The following is a 20,199-nucleotide window of genomic DNA, read 5'->3' on the forward strand; positions in this document are numbered from 1 at the left end:
AACGGCTGGTGCGGAGAGAGGCGCAGGGTGGTCAGGCGGGGCAGGTCGCGTCCCGGTGGCCGCCGAGGTAGGTGGCGCGTTCGAGCGGCGTGAGGTCGCGGTGCACGGCGGCGCAGATCTTGTCGGCGGCCTGCTCCGGGTCGAGCAGAGTCAGGCTCCACAGCCGAGCGGTCCCGTCGTCGGCGGCGGTGGCGAGGGTGCGGTCGTCGGGGCTGAAGGCCACGGACCGTACGGTCCCGAGGCCGCCGCTCAACGTGGCTCGAAGCCTTCCCGTGGCCACGTCCCACAGCCGTGCCGTGCCGTCGGCGCTGCCGCTGGCCACGGTGCGGCCGTCGGCGCTGAAGGCCACCGTCCTTACTTCGTCGCCGTGGCCGCTCAGGACAGCCCGCTGCTTGCCGGTGGCGGTGTCCCACAGCCGTACGGTGCGGTCCGCACCGCCGCTGGCGAGGGTCCGTCCGTCAGGGCTGAAGGTGAGCGCTCGGACGCCGTTGGTGTGGCCGGTGAGGGTGGCACGGATGGCGCCGGTGGCGAGGTCCTGGAGCTCGATGGTGTTGTCGTACGAGCCGGTTGCGAGAGTGCGACCGTCCGGGCTGACGGCCACGGACCAGATGGCTTTGGTGTGCTGGGTGGTGAGGGTGTGTGCCTTGCCCGTCACCGTGTCCCACCGTCGCAGTTCGTTCACGCGGCTGTTGTAACGGACGATCAGGCTGCGGCCGTCCGGGGTGAAGGCGAGCGACATGACGGAGGCCGTGTCGCGCAGAACCAGGCGAGACCTCGCCGTGCGCACGTCCCACAATCGGACGGTCCAGTCGACGCCACCGGTGGCCAGAGTCCGGCCGTCCGGGCTGAAGGCCACCGACTCGACGGGTGCGGTGTGACCGACGAGGGTGGCCCTGAGAGCCCCGCCAGCCGTGTTCCGCAGGCGGACCTTCCCGTCGAGTCCGCCGGTGGCCAGGGTGCGGCCGTCGGGGCTGAGGGCCGCCGACATGATGGAACCGGGCGGGCTGCTGAAGGTCGTACGGGCCTTTCCGGTGTCCAGTTGCCACAGGCGGGCCGTGCGGTCGTCGCTGCCGGTGGCCAAGGTACGGCCGTCCGGACTGAAGGCCACCGCGTTCACTCCCTCTGTGTGCCCGGTGGTGATGAACCGGGTCTCGTCGGTGGCCAAGTTCGTCAGCCGCAGTGTCTTGTCGTTCCCAGTGGTGGCCAGGGTGCGGCCGTCCGGGCTGAAGGCCAGCGACCACTCCACGCCGGGGTGGTTGGAGAGCAGGACGCGGCCGGTACCGCTCCCGCCGTGGGGAGACAGTGCAGCCCGTACCTGCCAGGTCCGGACGGTGTAGCCGACGATGCCGGCGAGGGTCTGCCCGTCGGGGCTGAAGGCCAAGGAGTACACCTGGGCGCCGTTGCCGTGCAGGACGGCCCTGGGCTTCCCGGTCGCCGCGTCCCACAGACGTGTGGTGCCGTCGTCGCTGCCGGTGGCAAGGAGATGGCCGTCGGGACTGAACGCCACCGACCAGACAGTGTCGGTGTGCCCCTTGAGCGTGGCACGGATCTTCCGCGAGGCCACGTCCCACAGGCTCACCTTCGTGACTGCGGCAGCGGCGATCGTACGGCCGTCGGGGCTGAACGCCACCGCCACCACCCGGCCATGCGCGGTGAGTCTGCCGCGGGCCGTGCCCGTGGCCACGTCCCAGAGCTCAAGGCCGTGATCCCCGCCATCGGCCAACGTACGGCCGTCCGGACTGAAGGCCACCGACCGGACGGGTCCGGTGTGGCCGGCGAGTGTGACCCGCAGTGTGCCGGTAGTGGTGTCCCACAGCCGGACGGTCTCGTCGGTGCTCGCGGTGGCCAGAGTGCGCCCGTCCGGGCTGAACGCCACCGACCGCACCTTTCCACCGACGTTCAGGCGGTGGCGCAGTGGCAGGGCGGCTGCCGTGTAGAGGCTGGTGACGGCCTCGGCGCTGGGGCCCGTGCGGTACGCCTGGACCGCGAGCAGTGAGGCGAGGTCGGGGTCGGTGTCCAGCAACGCCGCGGACTGGGCGGCGAGTTGCCGGGACAGCGCCATGCGCTGGGCGGTGACGGCACTCTGCCGTTGGACGAACGCCAGTCCGGCGGCGACGACCGCCAGCACGAGGAGGGCGGCCAGCGCCGCGATCAGAGCGCGCAGCCGGCGGGTCGTACGGGCTGCCACGCGCTCCTCCGCGTCCCGCGTCCGGAGGCTCGCGGTGAGGAACTCCCTTTCCGGCGGGGTGAGTTGGTCGGTACTGCGCGAGCCGGTGAAGGCTTCCTCGGCCGCGGTCAACCGGGCCCCGCGGTACAGGGCGCCGGTGTCGTGGTCCAACTGCTCCCAGGCGGTGGCCGCTTCGGTGAGTAATCGGCGTCTGCGCAGCGACTCACGGTCGCGGTCGATCCATTCACGCAGCCGGGGCCATGCGGTGATCAGGGCCTCGTGGGCGAGGCCGACGGTGTCGTCGTCGAGGGTGATCAGTCGGGCCCGGGCCAACCGGTCCAGGACCACGGCCGTGTCGCCGGCGCCTTCGAGTTCGGCGCGGTGGGCGGGACGGCTGGTGTCGTCGCTGTCCTCGCCGGGGGCGATCAGCCGCAGCATCACCTGGCGGGCGATCGTGGCCTCCTGTGGGGACAGGCTGCCGTAGAGGTCCTCGGCGGTCTGGGTGATCGCGCCCCTGACACCGCCGGCGGCCTCGTACCCCTTGAGGGTCAGCGTGCGGCCGCGGCGGCGGCGCCAGGTCTCCAGGAGCGCGTGGGACATCAGGGGGAGGCCGCCGGGCTGATCGGTGACGTCCGCGATGATCCGGTCGGCCAGGGCCCGTTCGACGCTCAGGCCGTCGGCCGTGGCGGGTTTCGCGATGGCGTCGCGCAGTTCGTCCGGGGTCATCGGGGCGACGAGCAGGCTCGCGCCGTGCAGAGCGGCCGCGAGACCGCGGTGTTCGCCGAGCCGGCCGTAGAGGTCGGCGCGTACGGCGATCACCACCCGCAGCCCGCCCGCGGCCCGGGAGCCCGCCAGCAGCCGGTAGAGGAAGCGGGCGCGCTCGGCGGGGTCCCGGCAGAGCGTGAACACCTCCTCGAACTGGTCCACGATCACCCACGTCTCCCCGCCCTCCGTGCCGGCGGGGGTGAGCGCGCGGGCGTGGGTGCGCGCGGGGTGCTCGCCAGGGGTCAGGATGCGTACGGCCGTCGGGCGGGCTCCCGGCCAGGCGTCGCCGCGCAGGGCCGGGACCAGTCCGGCCCGCAGCAGGGACGACTTGCCGCTGCCCGAGGTGCCGACGACGGCCACGAACCTGTGGTCCAGGGTCAACTCCGCGAGATCGGCGACCAGTTGGTCCCGACCGAAGAAGCGGTCGCTGTCGCCCGGTTCGAACCGTGACAGCCCCCGGTACGGCGGCGTGGCCCCCTCTTCGTCCTCGGCCGGCCGCCCGGCCTCCTCCTCGGCCGCGTGCCGCCAACGCCGCTCCCACTCACCGGGGTCCGCGCCGCAGGCCCGTACGTAGGCGAGGACGACGGCCAAGGACGGGAGGCGTTCGCCGGCCGCCGACTCCGACAGCGTGGCCGCGGAGAACTCGACCCGGCCGGCCATGGCCCGATAGGTGATCCCCCCTGCCTCCCGCCGCAGTTGACGCAACTCGTACGCGAGCCGCTGCACCGGCCCGGCCTCAGGGTCCAGTGGACTCTCCGGACGCCCCATGCCATTCCCCCTCTGCGCGACGCGACGACACCGTCCGTCCCCGCCGGATGTTCTGTTCGAACGGGGATTCCCGTTCTCTGGAGCGTCACCCGCGGAACCGCGGGCCGGTCGAAGGTCCCGCGCCCCTTCCCCAGGGGACGCGGGACGACCTCCCCCTCTGCACCGAGTCCACCCGGCAGACAGTTGATTGGCAGCCCTTTCAGGGCCGTCAATCAATAGGAACTGGCGCACAGAAAGGCGGAGTTGGGCGGAGCTGCTCAAATGGACCGGTCCGCCGTCCGAACCCCGTAGCCCCCGGCGTCCGCTGACGAGTTTTTCGGACGCCCTGCGGAACGATCGCTCAGCCCAGGAAGCGGCCGACCGTGACAAAGGTGGCGAGCAGCAGCAGGAGCGCGTTGACGGGCAACGGCCGGCGTTCGTCGCGAGCCAGGTGCACCCGGAGTGCGCCGATCTGCACAACGGCCAGGCCGATCGCGGCGATCGGGGTGAGGACCGGGGCGATCCCGGTCAGCCAGGGCAGGATCACGCCGAGCGCGCCGAGGATCTCCACCAGCCCGACCGCCTTCACCGCGGCATCCGACGAGTCCTTCATCCACTCGAAGTTGCCCGACGCGACCAGCTGTTCGCGCGGCCGTACGACCTTGAGCCCGCCCGCGGCGAGGTAGGACAGTGCGAGCAGACCCTGGACGATCCACAGTGCGGTGTTCACCGTATTTTCCCCCGTCGTTGTCACGTGTGCGTGACCTGATGGTCCGTGCGCACGGGGTCGGCCACAAAAGGCACATCAATGTATGTGTCCAGGAAGGAGGCTCAGGTATGGCGAAGGTCACACGCGAGACCGACGGCCCGCCGCGGATCCGGGACGGCGGCGCGGTCCGTGAGGTACTGGACCGGATCGGCGACAAGTGGAGCCTGATGGTGATCGGCGCCCTGCGTTCCGGGCCGCTCCGGTTCGGTGAGCTCCGGGAAGCCGTTGCCGGTATCTCGCAGCGGATGCTGACGCTGACGCTCAAGCACCTGGTCGAGGACGGTCTGCTCGTGCGCACCGCCTATGCCGAGGTGCCACCTCGGGTCGAGTACGAGGTGACCGAGTTGGGCCGGACCCTGGTGCCGCTGGTGATGGCGCTCGCCGAGTGGGCGATGGCCAACCACGAGCAGATCAACGCCCGTCGCAGGTCCGGCGAGTAGTCCTTGATCCGGTCTCGAAGTGGCCCGCGCCGCAGCTCCTTCGCGGCGGCGATGACGACTTCCGACCGTGGGTGCGGCATCTCGGCGTGCAGTTCTAGAGCTTCCCGCGCTTGGCGCAGGAGGGGCGCGCCAAGATCGCCGAGATGAGCCCCGGCCGCCGCGCTTCGACCGGACCTGCCCGCGCCGGCCCGGGGTAGCGGCTCTTTTTCCCCTGCTATACGCCATGTATGGTGAGCCGATGTCGCTATACGCGGTGTATAGCGAACGGGTCGCTTGGAGTCCGGCGTATGAGCACGGCAGTGAACGAGTCGAGTCCGTCGGACATGTCCCCCGCGGCCCGCCGGAAGGTGCTGAAGGCGCTCAGCGGGCTGCTGCTCGCGCTGTTCGTCTCCACCCTCAGCAGTACGGTCGTCTCCAGCGCGCTGCCGAAGATCATCGGGGCGGTGCACGGGTCGCAGACGCAGTACACGTGGGTCGTCACCGCGACGCTCCTCACCACCACGGCGACGACGCCGATCTGGGGCAAGCTCGCCGACCTGTTCAGCAAGAAGACCCTCGTGCAGGTGTCCATCGGCGTCTTCGTACTGGGCGCCGTGGCATCCGGGGTGAGCCAGACCGCGGGGCAGCTCATCGCCTCGCGGGCCTTGCAGGGTGTCGGCGTCGGCGGTGTGCAGGCCCTCGTCCAGATCACCCTCGCGGCGATGATCCCGCCGCGCGAACGCGGCCGCTACAGCGGCTACTTGAGCAGTGTCACGGCCACGTCGACCATCGGCGGACCGCTGCTCGGCGGAGTCGTCGTGGACACCTCGTGGCTGGGGTGGCGGTGGTGCTTCTTCATCGGCGTGCCGATCGCGGCCGTAGCGCTGTTCATGCTCCAGCGGACGCTGAACCTTCCCGTCCTCCGGCGCGAGAACGTCAGGATCGACTACCTGGGGGCGACGTTGATCGCCTCGGGTGTCAGCGTGCTGCTGGTGTGGGTGTCGTTCGTCGACAACTCCTTCGGCTGGGCCTCGTGGCAGACCGCGGTCATGGTGGGCGGCGGGCTGGTGCTGATCGGCGCGGCCGTGTGGGTGGAGTCGCGGGCCGCCGAACCCGTCGTACCGCTCCACATCGTGAAGCAGCGCACGACCGCGCTGGCGATCGTCGGAAGTCTTTCCGTCGGTACGGCGATGTTCGGCGCCGCGGTGTTCCTCAGCCAGTACTTCCAGCTCAGCCGCGGGCACAGCCCGACCGAGGCGGGCCTGCTGACGATTCCCATGATGGCCGGGATTCTCATCGCCTCCACGGTCGCGGGCCGGTTGATCAGCCGGACCGGGAAGATCAAGCCGTTCATCATCACCGGTGCCGTCCTCCTCACGGTCGGGTTCGCCGTGCTCGGCACCATCGACTCCAGGACGTCGATGCTCCTTCTCGCCGTGGCGATGCTGTGCGTCGGGATGGGCGTCGGCATGACGCTGCAGAACCTGGTGCTCGTCGTGCAGAACACCGTGCCGCTGAGGGACATCGGCGCGGCCAGCTCCACGGTGTCGTTCTTCCGCTCCCTCGGCGGCACGATCGGTGTCTCCGTCCTCGGCGCCGTACTGGCCCGGCACGTCCAGGACCAGATCGCGCACGGCCTCGCCTCGGCGGGACTGCGGACCACGGGCACCGCCACGGATGTCTCCGCGCAGCCCGCCGCCGTACAGGAGATCATCCGTGTCGCCTACGGCGACGCCACCGCGCGGATCTTCCTCCTCTCCGCCGCCGCGGCCCTCCTCGCGGTGATCGCCGCGATCCTGCTGAAGCCGGTCAGCCTGCGCAGCAGCCTCGACCTGACCGAGAAGAGCGGGGAAGCGGCGACGGTCGCCGCGGAGGCGGGGTGACGAGCCGAACCAATCCTCCGCGCGAGCCCCTCCCGACCCGTCTACCTGGGTAAACTGTCGGGAACGCCAAGTGCCTTGAGGGGGAGCCGGGATGCCGCCGCACAGTCCTTCCGCGGCCGGGGTGCCGGACGAGGGCGAGGGTGACGAGCGGAGTGTGCCGCCCGTCCGGCAGGCGCTGTCGGACAGTGTGTACGAGCGCATCAAGGCGATGGTCATGGACCACGAGATCGCCCCCGGCGCCCGCGTCGGCATCGAGGCACTCGCCCGCACCCTCAAGGTCTCCCCAACTCCCGTACGGGAGGCGCTCGCCCGGCTGGAGTCCGACGGCCTGGTCGTGAAGCGGGCACTCTCCGGATACCGGGCGACGCAGCTGCTCACCGGTCAGGGTCTCGACGAACTCTTCGAAATGCGGCTGCTGTTGGAGCCGAAGGCAGCCGCGCTGGCCGCCGTCAACGCGACCGAAGCGCAACTCGACGGCCTTGAGCGGATCGTCGAGGAGATGCAGGCCCACCCGAGCCCGAACGAACGGTACGCGTCCTACCGCGACTTCGCCGCCCTCGACCAGCGCTTCCACGAGGCCATCGGCCGGGCCGCGCACCGACCGCTGCTGGCGGACGCGGTGGAACGGCTCCACGCGCATCTGCACATTTTCCGGCTCAGCAAGGTAGTTGGCGCCTGGGGGCCGACCGTCGCCGAGCACGAGCGGATCGTCCGCGCGGTGCTCCGCCGCAGCCCCGAGCGGGCGGCGGAGGCGATGACGGAGCACCTGACGCGCAGCCTGGAGCGGCAGATCGAGGACGGCGAGGGGTCTGGGTCCTGAACGGCCGCTGCTGAAGCCGGAGTTGGGGCCTGTCCCCGCTCACTCCATGAGGAACACCTGCTCCGCCGTGGCCCACCATTCGCCGGGCGCCGCCTCCGGCACGGGCACCTGACACGGGGCGGTGAGTTCCCACCACCGCCGGGTGGCTTCGTCCTCGGCCATCAGGGCCAGGTCCGCCGCGAGATCGTCGCCGTCGTACTCGAAATAGCTGAACAGGCGGTCGCCCAGCAGATGGATCGAGTAGTTGAAGATGTGGCTGCGCCGGATGCGGTCGAGCACCGGCCGGGGCACGTCGCGGTGCAACTCCCGGTATGCGTCCAGCTTTTCCGGGTGTACGGCGATGACCTGGGCCACGCGCTTCACGAGCGCACCGCGTCGCGGTCGTGGATCAGGCGGATGACCCGGCCGCTCATGCGGTCGTAGTCGCGGTCGTTGTCGAGTTCGCCGCGGATGCGGTGGTCCGTCATGACGACGATGCGGTCGGCGAGGGTGACCATCTCGGCGAGGTCGCTGCTGATGAGGAGGATGGGGAGGCCGTCGCGGGCGAGGTCCCAGATCAGTTCGTGGAAGGCGCGCTTGGTACGGACGTCGACGCCCACCGTCGGTTCGTCGATGACGAGCAACTTGGTGTCCGCGGCAAGCCACTTGGCGAGGCTGACCTTCTGCTGGTTCCCGCCCGAGAGTTCACCGGCGTTCTGTCCGAGCCCCGAGACGCGGATGCCGAGCCGGTCGACGAGGTCCTGCGCGACGTCGCGCTCCTCGCGTGCCGAGACGTACCCGAGGGCCTTGGCGAGTCGCTTCCACACCGTCACCGTGATGTTGCGGACGATGGGCTGCTCCAGGAAGACGCCCTCCTCCTTGCGGTTCTCGGTGACGTACCCGATGCCGTACTCGTGCAGAGCCTGGCGGGGTGACGTGATGCGGACCGGGCTGCCGTGCACCCGGACCTCGCCGCCCGTGATGCGGTCCAGGCCCAGCACCGCCTTGACCAGTTCGCTGCGTCCGGCGCCGACCAGTCCGTACAGGCCGACGATCTCGCCGGGGCGGACCTCCAGGCTGATGTCACGGTGGCCGCCGGCCGTGGAGACCTTGTCCAGTACGAGAGTTGGGGTGGCGGTGCGGTCGACCGTGCGGGGGCGCATCTCCGTCGCCGCGTGGGCGCGGCCCACCATGAGGCCGACGATGTCGTCGTGGGTGTGGTCCGACAGGGGCGAGGACTCCAGGACCGACTTGCCGTCGCGCAGCACGGTGACCGTGTCGCAGACCTCGAAGACCTCCTCCAGCTTGTGACTGACGAAGACGACACACGCGCCGCGGGCGGCCAGGCGCCGGATCACCTCGAAGAGGCGTTCCGTCTCCTGCGGGGAGAGGGACGCGGTGGGCTCGTCGAACAGGAGCACCCGGCTCTCGGTGTAGAGGGCCTTGGCTATCTCCACCAACTGCTGTTGGGCCACGGAGAGTTCGCGTACCGGTCGCTGTGGGTCGAGGTCGACGCCGAGTTCCGCGAGGCACGCGACGGCCGGTGCGGTCATGGCCTCGCGGTCGACCAGGCCGCGGTGCGAGGGCGGGTTCTGCAGGGTGATGTTCTCCGCCACCGAGAAACCCGGGATCAGGTTGCGTTCCTGGTGGACGACACCGATGCCGGTGCGGGTCGCCTCCAACGGCGAGCGCAGATGGACCAGTTGGCCGTTCCAGGTGAGCTTGCCGCCGTCGGGGGAGTGCACGCCGGTGAGGACCTTGATGAGGGTCGACTTGCCGGCGCCGTTCTCGCCGAGCAGCGCGTGCACGGAACCGGCGGTCAGCCGTAGCCCCACACCGTCCAGCGCCCGGACACCGGGGAAGGCCTTGACCAGTTCCTCGCATTCGAGAAGAACCGTGTCGCTCACTGGGCACCTCCGGTCTGGGGCAGGACGGCGCCGTCGGTCGTCGCGGACTTCTCCAGGCGCGTCTGGTGCAGTCGGCCACCGGCGACCGTGCCCAGCACGACCAGGCCGATCAGCAGGTTCACCCAGCTCGGGTCCAGCGAGAACTGGGCTCGCGCGGCGTCGATCAGCCGCGTCACAAAGGCGGCGAGTACCGTGCCCAGTACGGCGATCGAACCGCCGGTGAGGGCCACGCCCCCGATGATCGGCGCGGCGAAGCTCGGCAGCAGCCAGTCGCCGCCGACGCTGCGGTTGACGCCGGGCAGCGAGGCCGTGGCGGTCACGGCGGCCACGCCGATCAGCAGCCCGGAGAGCGTGTGGGCGGCCACGATCTGCCGGTCGGTGGAGATGCCGGACAGCCGGGCCGCGAGCGGGTTGCCGCCCGCCGCGAGGAGCCGTCGGCCCGCGACCGTGCGGTACATGAACGCGGCCAGCAGCGCCGCCGCGACGAGCGCGGTGACGAAGACGAGCGGGATGTTCAGCGGCGCCGCCGTGCCGAAGTCGCGCAGGGTGCGGGAGTAGCCGTCGACGGTACGGGTGCCGGTGAGCCGGTACTGCGCCCCCAGGAGGATCGTCATCGTGGCGAGGGTGACGATGAACCCGTTGATCTGGGTGCCCACGATGGCGACACCGGTCGCCAGCCCGATGGCCGTGGCCGTCAACAGGCCCGCGATCACGGCGACTCCGGCGGGCACACCGTGGTCGGCCATGAGAACGCCCATCAGACAGGCGGTGAAGCCGCCCAACGCGCCTACCGCTAGGTTGAGTTGGCCCACGCAGAGCGCCACCATCTGGGCCAGCCCGATGAGAACGGGAGTCGCGAGGTACTGGAGGAAGACCCGCACCGAGGGCCCCTCGAAGAACGAGCCCGACGAGGCGATGCCCAGCGCCACATAGCCCACCACGACCACGCACAGCAGCATCGCCGCCGTCGAACGGGAGAACCGGCGCAGCGTCTCGCCGCCCCAACTCCCTTGGCCCAGCGTCACGTTCAAGCGGTTCATGTGGAGCGCACCACCTTGCGATAGGACACCACCGTGCGGATCCGGTCGGCCGACAGGGCCAGCAGGAGGACACAGCCGAGATAGATGTTCAGGCTCTCCAGCCCGACGCCGAGCAGGTCGAGACCCTTGCGGATCACCCCGACCAGGGCGGTGCCGAGAAGCGTGCCCAGCACGGACACCACCCCGCCGGTGAGCAGGGTGCCGCCCAGTACCGCGCCCAGGAAGGACGGCAGCATGAAGTCGTCGCCGATGGAGGCACGGAACGTACCCGTGCCGGCCGCCGCCATGAACCCGGCGAGCGCCGCGAGCAGCCCCGAGAGCGTGTGCGCGAGCAGGATCCGGCGTCCGGTGGGGATGCCGGACAGCTCCGCGGCGGCCGGATTGGCGCCGGTGAGCAGCAGTTCCCGGCCGATGCGCGTACAGCCGTAGAGGAAACCGAGGGCGAGCATCGCGAGGACGGTGAACTGGGCGATCTGCGGGATGGCCGGCAAACCGCAGACGGGGCCCGCGCAGATGTCGGCGAGGGAGTAGGAGCGCAGGGCGTCGATTCCGGCGGGGTGGGTGGTGAAGGCGGCGTCGTCGGTGAGGGACGAGTAGAGGAGGGAGACCAGGCCCAGGAGGGCGAAGTCCATGGCCAGGGTGACGACGAAGGAGCTCACTCCGGTACGGGCGATGAGCCAGCCGGTGACCGCACCGATCGCCGCCCCGGCGGCCAGGCACATCAACAGCCCGACCTGCATGGGGACGCCGAGACGGTCGTAGCCGAGGCCCGCGAACATCGCGCCGAAGGCGGCCATGCGGCCGACCGCGAGGTTCATGTGGCCCACGGACAGGGCGACCATCTGCGCGAGCGCGACCACGGTGAGGGTGGCGACGTCGCGCAGGAGCGGGAAGAGCACCAACCGCTGGTCCAGGAACGCCGGTCGGAGCACGCCGAACAGGACGCTGAGCGCGATGACGAGGACCAGCAGGCCGAGCCGCTGGTTGACCCAGAACGGCATGCGGTGAGCGGCCGTCCTCTCCTCCGGGACGGTGTCCGGTGGGCTGATCGAGGTCGTCATGCCACCCTCCGGTCGTCCAGTGCGTCCGGGTCCCAGTCGATGCCGATGCCCGGTGAGTCCGGTGCCACGGCCTTCCCGTCGCGGATGGTCAGTTCGGTGCGGGTCACCGCCCTCAACTGCGGGATGTACTCGACGTATTGGCCGTTCGGCACGGCGGCGGCGAGGCTCACGTGCAGTTCCATCAGGAAGTGCGGGCAGACCGCGACGTTGTGGCTCTCCGCCAGGTGCGCGACCTTCAGCCACGGTGTGATGCCACCGATCCGCGCGGCGTCGACCTGCACGACGGACGCGGCACCGGCCTCCAGATAGCTGCGGAACTGCACGAGCGAGTACATGGACTCGCCCACGGCGACCGGGATACGGGTCGCCGCCGCGAGCCGCGCGTGCCCGCTGATGTCGTCGGCGGGCAGCGGCTCCTCCAGCCAGTACGGGTCGTACGGCTCCAGCGCGGCCGCGAGCCGTAGGACGGAGGACGCCGTCTGGGACTGGTTGGCGTCGGTCATGATGTGGAGGGAAGGTCCGACTGCTTCGCGTACCGCGCGCAGGCGCTCCGCGTCCTCGGCGGGGTGCGGCCGGCCCACCTTGATCTTGACGCCCGCCCAGCCCAACTCCTGTGCGCGCAGGGCGCTTTTGACCAGTTCCTCGGCGCTCAGGTGCAGCCAGCCGCCCTCCGTGTCGTAGACCGGCACCTCCTGGCGGTGACCGCCGGCCAGCCGCCACAGCGGCTCGCCCGCGCGTTTGCACCGCACGTCCCACAGGGCGGTGTCGACGGCGGCGAGGGCGAGCGAGGTGATGGCGCCGGTGGTGGTGGACCGGGTCAGCGCGAACAGCCGCTGCCACAGCGCCTCGACATTGCGGGCGTCCTGTCCGACGAGCACGGGCAGCAAGTGGTCGCGCAGCAGGGCGAGTACGGAGCTGCCGCCGGTGCCGATCGTGTAGGAGTAGCCGGTTCCCGCGAGGCCGTCCGCCGTCTCCAGGTCGACCAGGACCGTCTCCTGTTTGACGAACGACTGCACCGCGTCGGTGCGGTCCTGCTCGACGGCGATGTCGGCCAGCCGGGCGGTCGCGGCCGTGATGATGCTGCTGCTCATTCAGCAATTCCGTTTTCTGTCGGGGGAGTTGGCGATCAGCGATGCCGGGCGGTCGTGGCGGCCGGCCGTCAGGCGCAGGAGAGGATCTTGTCGGCGAACTGCTTCTTCAGTTCGGCGGTCTTCGCCTGCCGCGCCTTGTCGTAGCCGGCGACGTTCGCCTTGGTGACGACGAACGAACCCGAGTCCACCTCCACGCCCGGGGAACGCACCGTGCACTGCTTCGTCTGGAGCAGCGCCAGCGCCCATGTGCCGATCTCGGCCTGCCCGACCGGGTTCTGTACGACGGTGGCGGTGACCGTGCCCTGCTTGATGCCGCTGAGGATCTTGGCGTCGTCGTCGATGGCGATGACCTTCGCCTTCGACCCGGACGACTTGACGACGTCGGCCGCGGCGACGGCCGGGTTGTAGGCGGTCGCGACAATGCCCGTGATCTGACTGCCCTTCGCGGCCATCAGGTCGGACACCGCCTTCTGCGCGGTCTGCAGGTCCGTGTCGATGTCGGTGATGGTCTGCAGGAGCTTCACCTTGCCGCCCGACTCCTTCACCGCCTGGGCGACGCCCTTGATCCTCAACTGGGTGTTGGCGTCGACGTTGTTGCCGGTGAGGTGGACCAGGGTGCCCTTGCCGCCCATGGCCGCGATCGCCGCCTTCGCGGCTTTGTAGGCGGCGAGTTGGACGTCCGTGGAGAGACAGAAGTCGGCGTCGTCCTTGTCGCCCGCGGGGCAGGAACCCAGCGAAGCCACCGGGAAACCCTGAGACTTGAGGTCCGCGAAGGTCGAGTTGATGTCGGTGGGGGAGACGCCGAACACCCCGAACGCGTTGTAGCCGCGCGCCGCGAGCGTCGACAGCAGGTTGTTCTGCTTCTGCTGGTCCCACTCCGCCGTCTCGTCGAAGGCCACGGCTCCGAGGCCGTACGTCTTCTTCGCGGCGGCGCCCGCGGTCTTCCAGGGCTGGAAGTACGGGTGGGCGCCGCCGGGCACGAGGGCGATCTTGGTCCCTGAAGCGTCCCCGAGTTCGGCCCCGCCACCGGTCCGGGCGGCCGGCGCGGCCTGACTGCCGGACTGCGCACCGGAGTTCTTGTAGGTACAGGCCGCTGTCCCCGTCGCCAGCAGCGCGACGGCGACAACTCCGGGCAGGACAGATCTGGTTGGGAAGCGCATGACCCACCCCTGCGGATTCAGATAGGAATCAGATAGGAAATCGATGCGGCGATCGTGGGGGAGGAAGCCGGGCGCGTCAAGACTTGCGACATGAACTGGTCTGGTGGATAGGGGTTTTATGACTCCGGCGGACCGTGCCCGCGTCTGTCGTTGAGGCCAGCTGAGCGCAAAATCGTATAGGAAATGCCTACGTGTCGGCCTGGCCGTAAAGGTACAGATCATTCCCGCAAGTCGAAGATCGCGGGCCCGGCAGCCCTCTAGGATGGCTGGCTTCAGCGTTCGCCGGCGTGCACGTCGTAGACGTACAACTCGCCGGCATGCAGGGGCAGTTCACCGCAGGGAGATCGTGCATGGGTTCCGATGAGGTCTTAACCACGCCGCTGGACGGGCTGTCGGCCGGCCCCGTGGTGCCGCGGCTGGTGCTGGGCGCGCGGTTGCGCGAACTGCGGGAGGACCGGCACATCGCCCGCGTGGTCGCCGGCGAGGCCATCCGCGCCTCCCGCTCCAAGATCAGCCGCCTGGAGGCAGGCCGCCACCGCTTCAAGCCGCGCGACGTGGCCGACCTGCTCACGCTCTACGGCGTTACGGACGACGCTGAGCGCGCCACCCTGCTGGCCCTCGCCGAGGAGGCCAACTCCCCTGCCTGGTGGCAGCACTTCAACGATGTGGTGCCCACGTGGGCGCGGGCCTACCTCGGGGCCGAACAGGCGGCGAGCCTCGTCCGCTGCTTCGAGGTCCAGCGCGTTCCCCACCTGCTGCAGACCCCGGACTACGCGCGCGCCTCCCTCCGGCTCACCCACGCGGGCGCCGGGAGGGCGGAACTCGACCGGCGGGTCAAGCTGCGGATGACCCGGCAGCGGATTCTGCGCCGGCGGCCGGCGGCACAGCTCTGGGCCGTGATCGACGAGGCGGCGCTGCGGCGCCCGGTGGGCGGAATCGGCACGATGCGGGCCCAGTTGAGGCATCTGATCGAGATCTGCCGGCTGCCGCAGGTCACCGTCCAGGTGATGCCGTTCCTCGCGGGCGGGCACGCGGGGGAGGCCGGTCCGGTGACCATCCTGCGGCTGCCGGGGGGCCGGCTGCCCGACATGGTCTACCTGGAGCAGCGGGTCACCGCCCTCTACCCCGACCGGCCGACCGAGATCGAGTGCTACTGGGACGTCATGAACCGGCTGGTGGTGGAGGCGGAATCGCCGGAGGAGACTCCGACGATCCTGCATCGCATCCTTCAGGAGACGTGATCCTTCAAGGAACTTGAACTGCCGGGCGGGTTCTAGCGCTTGAGGGCGACACCGCCGTACTGGTGCACCTCCGCCGGCAGGCCCCAGGCGCTCTCGTCGGGACGCCAGCGCGAGCAGGAGGCCACACCCGGTTCGAGCAGTTCGAGACCCTCGAAGAAGCCCGCGATCTGCTCGGGGCTGCGCAGGATGTACGGGATCGAACCGCCCTCGTTGTACTGGCGGATGGCGTCGACGTAGGCCTCGCTGGTGTCGGTGCTGTCGTAGTGCACGAGGTAGCTGCCGGAGGGCAGGGCGTCCACCAGGCGCCGTACGATCGAGCGGGCCTCGTCGTAGTCCTCGATGTGGCCCAGGATGCCCATCAGCATGAGGGCGACGGGCTTGTCGAAGTCGAGTGTCTTGCCGGCCTCGCGGACGATGGTGACCGGGTCGCGGAGGTCGGCGTCGACGTAGTTGGTGACGCCCTCCGGGGAGCTGGTGAGCAGCGCGCGGGCGTGGGCCAGCACCAGCGGGTCGTTGTCGACGTAGACGATGCGGCACTCGGGAGCCACGCGCTGGGCTATCTCGTGGGTGTTGTCCACGCTGGGCAGCCCGGTGCCGATGTCCAGGAACTGCCGGACGCCCTCCTCGCCGGCCAGGTGCCGGACGGCGCGGGCGAGGAAGTAGCGGGCGGCGCGGGCGCCGGTCTCTATCCCGGGGAAGATCTCGCGGAACGCGTCACCGGCGAGACGGTCCACCTCGTAGTTGTCCTTGCCGCCCAGCCAGTAGTTCCAGATCCGGGCCGACTGAGGCACGGTGGTGTCGAACCTGGCGAGCGGATCCTGCTCGGAGTTGTCTGCCGCTTCGGTCATGGAAGCTCCTGTGCGTACGGCGGTGAGAACCACGGAACCGTCGAAGATCGGCCGTGGACACCCACGTTATTCCCCCGCGGCGCGACTCGTGCGCCTCGTCGGCCCCAACTGCCCGTACCGGCCCGCTCGTTGGCTGGTTCGCTGCGCCCGGTGACGTGGAATCAGCCCTCTGCGGCGTGCCGGGTGAGGAATCCGATGAGGGCCGCGACGGCGGCGAGTACGGCCACGCTGGTGAGGGCGGCGGGGAGGGAGTACCAGTCGGCCATGAAGCCGATGGCGGGCGGTCCCAGGAGCATGCCGCCGTAGCCGAGGGTGGAGGCGATGGCGACTCCGTCGGGGCCGGCGAGGGTGCCGGCGCGTTCGACGGCGACGGGGAAGAGGTTGGCGAGGCCGAGCCCGGTGATCACGAAGCCGAGGACTGCGGCCCACAGGGTGGGCGCGAGCGCGCCGAGCAGCATGCCGAGGGCGGCGGTCGTGCCGCCGGAGACGAGGGTGCGGGTGCGGCCGAGGCGTTCGAGCAGTCGCGTGCCGGAGAGTCGGCCGGCGGTCATGGCGAGCGCGAAGCAGGAGTAGCCGATGGCGGCGGCACCGGCGGTGGCGTCGAGGTCCTGCTCCAGGTGCAGGGCGCTCCAGTCGGCGAGCGCGCCCTCGCCGAAGGCGGTGCAGAGGGCGATCAGGCCGAAGGTGAAGACGAGGCCGCGGGTGCGGGGGTTGAGGCGGCGGGGGGCGGTCTCCTGCTTCGGGGAATCCTCGGGAGGTTCGGGAAGTGCCGGGGGCTTCAGGCGCAGCAGCTCGCGCCCTACGACGGCGGTGACGAGCAGGCCGATCAGGGTGAGGCCGAACAGGTGCTGGGTCGGGGTCAGAAACCCGGCGACCAGTCCGCCCAGCCCGGCGCCGACCATGCCGCCGAGGCTGAACGCGGCGTGGAAGCTGGGCATGATGGGCCGCCGCATGGCCCTGACCAGGTCGACCGCGGCGCTGTTAAAAGCGACGTTGATCCCGCCGTAGGCCGCGCCGAAGACCAGGAGGACGAGGCCGAGGGTGAGTGGCGAGTGGGTGAGCGGGGGGAGGGAGACGCTCAGGGACAGCAACACGGCGCAGACGACGGTGACTTGGTGGTTGCCGTAGCGGTGGCAGAGGCGGCCGGTGAGCATCATGGTGATGACGGCGCCGGCGGAGACACCGAGGAGCGCGAGTCCGAGGGTGCTGGCCGAGGCGCCGGTCTGTTCCTTGATGGCGGGGATGCGGACGACCCAGCCGGCGAAGATGAAGCCGTCCAGGGCGAAGAACGCGGTGAGGGTGATCCGGAGGCGGGTGAGGTCGGTGGGGGTGCCCGGCACGGCGTTGTGCGTTCGGGGTTTGTTTATTTGCGGCACAAATTGAGGCTAGGGGGATCCTGGTACAGGGACAAGGGGGAGTCGGCGGGTGCAGGTCGCCCGACCTCAGAGGTTGCGACGGGGCTCGGGTTTTCGTTGTGTAGTTCTCTTCGGGGGATTCAGGGCTCTTCCCGCAGACGCCTTCCCTGAAGTCGCCCTGTGCGTTGCCCCTGCCTCTGATGCAGTCGCCGCACGGCTCAGGAACCTGGCCGCACCTGGCCGTGCTGCCAGGCCCAGGCGCGATCTCGACGCGGTTTCGCGCGGCGAGTTTCAGTTGGACGCTGGAGAGGTGAGTCTTCACGGTGGAGAGGGAGACGTACGGCGCGGCGGCGATCTCGGCGTTGCTACGGCCCAGGGCTACCAGCTGGACGACCTCTGCCTCGCGTTCGGTGAGGGGCTCGCGCGGTGCCGGTGCGGGAGGGGCCGGTTTGGCTGTGTCCGTGGTCGGGCGGTGACGTGCTTGAGCAGGCGGAAGGTAGGAACAGGAAGTGGCCCGCGCCGCGTCGCCCCCCCCGGGGGGCAAGATCCCCACCTGGCCCAAGACGGGATTCTCGCCTTCGGTGACGCCGCCTGTCGACTTGCTGGAGCTACCTCAACGCAATGGAGAGGAGGGTGCCTCACCGGCACACCAGCAGGTGGAAGGGGTTCGCCGCGCATGTCACCGAGACGTGCGGTCCTCGGCAGCGTCCATGTGATCACGCACGTGGCCGGCACCTCGGCCGTCACGAACGACGGCCAGGGACCGCGCGGTATTCACACCCGCCGGCACCGCACAGACGAAGGCTTCGACCGGGACGACTTCCCGATCGCCCTCGACTGCCGACATGACACCTGTCCCGAGGACGGGTCGGTCAGGGCCGGGTACGCCCCCGGCCCGCCCCCGACTGGTTCCTCGCTCTTGATGGCGGTGGGGTCACACAGGGCCCGAGGAGAAGCCATCGAGCCCGGCGACGCGGTGCAGCAGCGTGGACTTGCCGGATCCAGAGGGCCCCATGATCGCGGTGAACCGGGACCGCTCGAAACTGACCGGCACCTGGTCAAGGTCGACCATCTGGGCCGCGCCCTGTCCGTAGACCTTGGAGAGTTCGGTCGCCCGGGCAGCCACGCCGCTGCGGGGGCGAGGGTTGGTGGGCGTCGTGACAGTGGGTACGGGCTATTGCTCCGACCAAGGGCACAGACGGCGCCAGGACGAGGACGCGGGCCCGCACCTGGCTGGGAACCCCGCCATCGTCCGGTTTGTGACGGACGCTGTGGATCAGCCGAATCGCCGACCACCTGGGTCCGATGCGAGAGCCGGTTTCGTCAGCCTCGGGCATGCCGTCGCGTCGTCTCCGGGGCCCTCCGTGATCCGCACTGCGCATCCGGAACAAGGCCGCGGGCGACGACAGCACGGCCCCCGTCTGTTCGTCCTCGATGACACCCGTGCCCGCCCGGTCCACCTCACCCGGCGTCTGACGAGCGCGGTCCGGTAGTCCCGGTCCGGACACCAGGAAACGAGTGACTCACCGGCTGGTTCTGGAGGTTCACCCACGGCACCTGCCCACCTCCAAGGTGTTGGCGGACACGCTTCCAGCAGTGACCATCCGGTGCCGCCGGGACGGGCGACGGCAGTCGCGGTGTACGGACGCGGAACCTCTGGGCCCGCGGGTTACCAGGGGCCGTGGTCGGCCAGGCCGAGGGCCAGAGCGGCGGCAGCGCTGGCGAGGAAGACGAGTCCGCCCACGATGTTGCGTGAGCCCACTCGCAGGTGGGCGATGATCGCGCCGATGAAGTACAGCACGAGGCCGGAGGCGGCGAGGGTGCCCAGGAGCGGCACGGCGAGCCCGGCCAGCAGACCCGTGGTGCCCGCTGCCAGCAGTACGCCCAGCACGGGGACCCACTTCCGGGGTATGCCCTTCATGTCCGCCTGGGCCTTGGGGTATTCGTGGCCGATCAGGTAGGTGACGGCGGCGGCACCGTTGAAGACCGCGCCGAGGACGGTGACCGTGACGTAGGCGGTGAACACGCTTTCTCCGTTTCTGTGGGGAGTTGTGTGGCTGGGTACTCCGTCGGGGGATGTCGTTCTCTTGGAGAGGTCCAACGACTCGATTTGTGACATGAGTTGCCAGTCCGGCGCGCCGTCGGTCGGGAACGAGCGCGCAGACCGGTGACGCCCTGCGCACCGAGCACAGCTACGGCGCCTGCTCCGCACATGCGGAGGCATACGGGCTTTCTCGGCCTCGTCCTTTGGACTGAAGTTTCGCCGTTACGCGGCGGTTGCTTGGCTGGTGGGGGTGTTCTCGCCCAATAGGGCGGATGTGCCCTGGGCTGCGGTGTCGCTGGTTGTCCGGGTGCGCCGGAATGCGGTGATCATGTCTTCGATGGAGACGTGGCGCTTGTGGCGGTACCAGGGGGCCTCCTGGCGGCGGGAGTTGAGGTCGGCGGCGGGGTGGCCGGCGTGGTCGTACCACAGGACCAGGATGGTCAGATTCGCCAGTCCCAGGGGTGTGGTGCGTTCGACGGCGGCGGGTGGACGGTTCTGGGCATCGCCCGCGCCCAGGAGGTTCTTCCCGTCCTTGATCGACTGCTCGATGGACCAGCGGGAGGCGTACCGGGCCACAAGATGTTCGGCGCTGGTGGTCAGGTGGGTGCTGGCCAAGGCGAGAGTGCAGGGGCGGGTCTCGTCCAGGTCCCGGACCGGGACCACGCGGATAGGGGTGCGGTGCAGGCTGCCCCACCACAGGCAGGCGATCACTGCGAGGTCCACGTCCTTGGTCACGCCGTAGCGCGTCACGCGAGCACGGGTCCAGGTCGCGCAGACGGCCATCTCGGCAGCGGTGCCCAGGCGTTCGCCCTTCCAGGCGGGATGTCAGCGTTTGCCGGTGCGTGGTGGCTGGGGTCCGTACAGGACCGCGTTGGCGGCCAGGCGGGTGGTGAAGGTGACCCG

At 70.1% G+C, this 20,199-nt stretch carries 16 protein-coding genes and 2 pseudogenes; 4 read left to right on the plus strand and 14 right to left on the minus strand.

What is annotated here, in order from left to right:
- Window positions 1-31: 31 nt before the first annotated feature.
- A complete protein-coding gene (locus tag OG504_RS45695; protein WP_405995056.1) occupies window positions 32-3,700 on the minus strand; it encodes a helix-turn-helix domain-containing protein in 3,669 nt (1,222 codons plus the stop codon).
- Window positions 3,701-4,040: 340 nt separating this feature from the next.
- Window positions 4,041-4,409, minus strand: a complete 369-nt coding sequence (locus OG504_RS45700) for a DoxX family protein (RefSeq protein WP_405995057.1) — start codon at window positions 4,407-4,409, stop codon at window positions 4,041-4,043.
- Window positions 4,410-4,516: 107 nt separating this feature from the next.
- Between OG504_RS45700 and OG504_RS45705 the strand changes: the two genes are divergently transcribed.
- From OG504_RS45705 to OG504_RS45715, 3 genes are all read left to right on the plus strand, one after another.
- Window positions 4,517-4,888 (plus strand): winged helix-turn-helix transcriptional regulator, encoded by a 372-nt coding sequence (locus tag OG504_RS45705; protein WP_405995058.1) that lies wholly within the window; start codon window positions 4,517-4,519, stop codon window positions 4,886-4,888.
- 287 nt (window positions 4,889-5,175) lie between these two features.
- Window positions 5,176-6,750 (plus strand): MFS transporter, encoded by a 1,575-nt coding sequence (locus OG504_RS45710; protein ID WP_405995059.1) that lies wholly within the window; start codon window positions 5,176-5,178, stop codon window positions 6,748-6,750.
- A gap of 91 nt (window positions 6,751-6,841) precedes the next feature.
- Window positions 6,842-7,570 (plus strand): GntR family transcriptional regulator, encoded by a 729-nt coding sequence (locus OG504_RS45715; RefSeq protein WP_405995060.1) that lies wholly within the window; start codon window positions 6,842-6,844, stop codon window positions 7,568-7,570.
- Between the two features lie 39 nt (window positions 7,571-7,609).
- On the opposite strand, the gene OG504_RS45720 is transcribed toward OG504_RS45715, so the two are convergent.
- The 6 genes from OG504_RS45720 to OG504_RS45745 all read right to left on the minus strand — a co-directional run bounded on the left by OG504_RS45720 (window position 7,610) and on the right by OG504_RS45745 (window position 13,808).
- Complete coding sequence (locus OG504_RS45720; protein WP_405995061.1) at window positions 7,610-7,933, minus strand: L-rhamnose mutarotase; 324 nt, start codon at window positions 7,931-7,933, stop codon at window positions 7,610-7,612.
- On the minus strand, window positions 7,930-9,456 hold the full coding sequence (locus OG504_RS45725) for a sugar ABC transporter ATP-binding protein (RefSeq protein ID WP_405995062.1): 1,527 nt from the start codon (window positions 9,454-9,456) through the stop codon (window positions 7,930-7,932). The genes OG504_RS45720 and OG504_RS45725 overlap by 4 nt, the downstream gene beginning before the upstream one ends.
- Window positions 9,453-10,496, minus strand: a complete 1,044-nt coding sequence (locus OG504_RS45730; RefSeq protein WP_405995063.1) for an ABC transporter permease — start codon at window positions 10,494-10,496, stop codon at window positions 9,453-9,455. The genes OG504_RS45725 and OG504_RS45730 overlap by 4 nt, the downstream gene beginning before the upstream one ends.
- On the minus strand, window positions 10,493-11,557 hold the full coding sequence (locus tag OG504_RS45735; RefSeq protein WP_405995064.1) for an ABC transporter permease: 1,065 nt from the start codon (window positions 11,555-11,557) through the stop codon (window positions 10,493-10,495). Before OG504_RS45735 ends, OG504_RS45730 begins: the two co-directional genes overlap by 4 nt.
- Complete coding sequence (locus OG504_RS45740) at window positions 11,554-12,648, minus strand: mandelate racemase/muconate lactonizing enzyme family protein (RefSeq protein WP_405995065.1); 1,095 nt, start codon at window positions 12,646-12,648, stop codon at window positions 11,554-11,556. The genes OG504_RS45735 and OG504_RS45740 overlap by 4 nt, the downstream gene beginning before the upstream one ends.
- 68 nt (window positions 12,649-12,716) lie before the next feature.
- Entirely contained in the window at window positions 12,717-13,808 is a 1,092-nt protein-coding gene (locus OG504_RS45745) for a sugar ABC transporter substrate-binding protein (protein WP_405995066.1), read from the minus strand.
- A 350-nt stretch (window positions 13,809-14,158) separates the two neighbouring features.
- Between OG504_RS45745 and OG504_RS45750 the strand changes: the two genes are divergently transcribed.
- On the plus strand, window positions 14,159-15,049 hold the full coding sequence (locus OG504_RS45750; RefSeq protein ID WP_405995067.1) for a helix-turn-helix domain-containing protein: 891 nt from the start codon (window positions 14,159-14,161) through the stop codon (window positions 15,047-15,049).
- 32 nt (window positions 15,050-15,081) lie between these two features.
- On the opposite strand, the gene OG504_RS45755 is transcribed toward OG504_RS45750, so the two are convergent.
- The 6 genes and pseudogenes from OG504_RS45755 to OG504_RS45780 all read right to left on the minus strand — a co-directional run bounded on the left by OG504_RS45755 (window position 15,082) and on the right by OG504_RS45780 (window position 20,079).
- Window positions 15,082-15,897 carry an SAM-dependent methyltransferase gene (locus OG504_RS45755; protein ID WP_405995068.1) on the minus strand — a complete coding sequence of 272 codons (816 nt, stop codon included), beginning with the start codon at window positions 15,895-15,897 and terminating at the stop codon, window positions 15,082-15,084.
- A 161-nt stretch (window positions 15,898-16,058) separates the two neighbouring features.
- Window positions 16,059-17,237 carry an MFS transporter gene (locus tag OG504_RS45760; RefSeq protein ID WP_405995069.1) on the minus strand — a complete coding sequence of 393 codons (1,179 nt, stop codon included), beginning with the start codon at window positions 17,235-17,237 and terminating at the stop codon, window positions 16,059-16,061.
- A gap of 233 nt (window positions 17,238-17,470) precedes the next feature.
- Window positions 17,471-17,759 (minus strand): annotated as a pseudogene (locus tag OG504_RS45765) (response regulator transcription factor); the annotation flags it as partial.
- A 430-nt stretch (window positions 17,760-18,189) separates the two neighbouring features.
- A pseudogene (locus OG504_RS45770) lies at window positions 18,190-18,378 on the minus strand (ATP-binding cassette domain-containing protein); the annotation flags it as partial.
- A gap of 543 nt (window positions 18,379-18,921) precedes the next feature.
- Window positions 18,922-19,278 (minus strand): DoxX family protein, encoded by a 357-nt coding sequence (locus OG504_RS45775; RefSeq protein WP_405995070.1) that lies wholly within the window; start codon window positions 19,276-19,278, stop codon window positions 18,922-18,924.
- Window positions 19,279-19,518: 240 nt separating this feature from the next.
- Window positions 19,519-20,079 carry a hypothetical protein gene (locus tag OG504_RS45780; RefSeq protein ID WP_405995071.1) on the minus strand — a complete coding sequence of 187 codons (561 nt, stop codon included), beginning with the start codon at window positions 20,077-20,079 and terminating at the stop codon, window positions 19,519-19,521.
- Window positions 20,080-20,199: the final 120 nt, after the last annotated feature.

The organism is Streptomyces sp. NBC_00986 (assembly GCF_045162565.1).
Classification (GTDB): domain Bacteria; phylum Actinomycetota; class Actinomycetes; order Streptomycetales; family Streptomycetaceae; genus Streptomyces.

Bases quoted from the DNA above. Each gene is read 5' to 3' on its own strand.
- OG504_RS45695 (WP_405995056.1), bottom strand. From the start codon at position 3,700: ATGGGGCGTCCGGAGAGTCCACTGGACCCTGAGGCCGGGCCGGTGCAG.
- OG504_RS45705 (WP_405995058.1), top strand. From the start codon at position 4,517: ATGGCGAAGGTCACACGCGAGACCGACGGCCCGCCGCGGATCCGGGAC.
- OG504_RS45710 (WP_405995059.1), top strand. From the start codon at position 5,176: ATGAGCACGGCAGTGAACGAGTCGAGTCCGTCGGACATGTCCCCCGCG.
- OG504_RS45715 (WP_405995060.1), top strand. From the start codon at position 6,842: ATGCCGCCGCACAGTCCTTCCGCGGCCGGGGTGCCGGACGAGGGCGAG.
- OG504_RS45730 (WP_405995063.1), bottom strand. From the start codon at position 10,496: ATGAACCGCTTGAACGTGACGCTGGGCCAAGGGAGTTGGGGCGGCGAG.
- OG504_RS45735 (WP_405995064.1), bottom strand. From the start codon at position 11,557: ATGACGACCTCGATCAGCCCACCGGACACCGTCCCGGAGGAGAGGACG.
- OG504_RS45740 (WP_405995065.1), bottom strand. From the start codon at position 12,648: ATGAGCAGCAGCATCATCACGGCCGCGACCGCCCGGCTGGCCGACATC.
- OG504_RS45745 (WP_405995066.1), bottom strand. From the start codon at position 13,808: ATGCGCTTCCCAACCAGATCTGTCCTGCCCGGAGTTGTCGCCGTCGCG.
- OG504_RS45750 (WP_405995067.1), top strand. From the start codon at position 14,159: ATGGGTTCCGATGAGGTCTTAACCACGCCGCTGGACGGGCTGTCGGCC.
- OG504_RS45755 (WP_405995068.1), bottom strand. From the start codon at position 15,897: ATGACCGAAGCGGCAGACAACTCCGAGCAGGATCCGCTCGCCAGGTTC.
- OG504_RS45780 (WP_405995071.1), bottom strand. From the start codon at position 20,079: ATGGCCGTCTGCGCGACCTGGACCCGTGCTCGCGTGACGCGCTACGGC.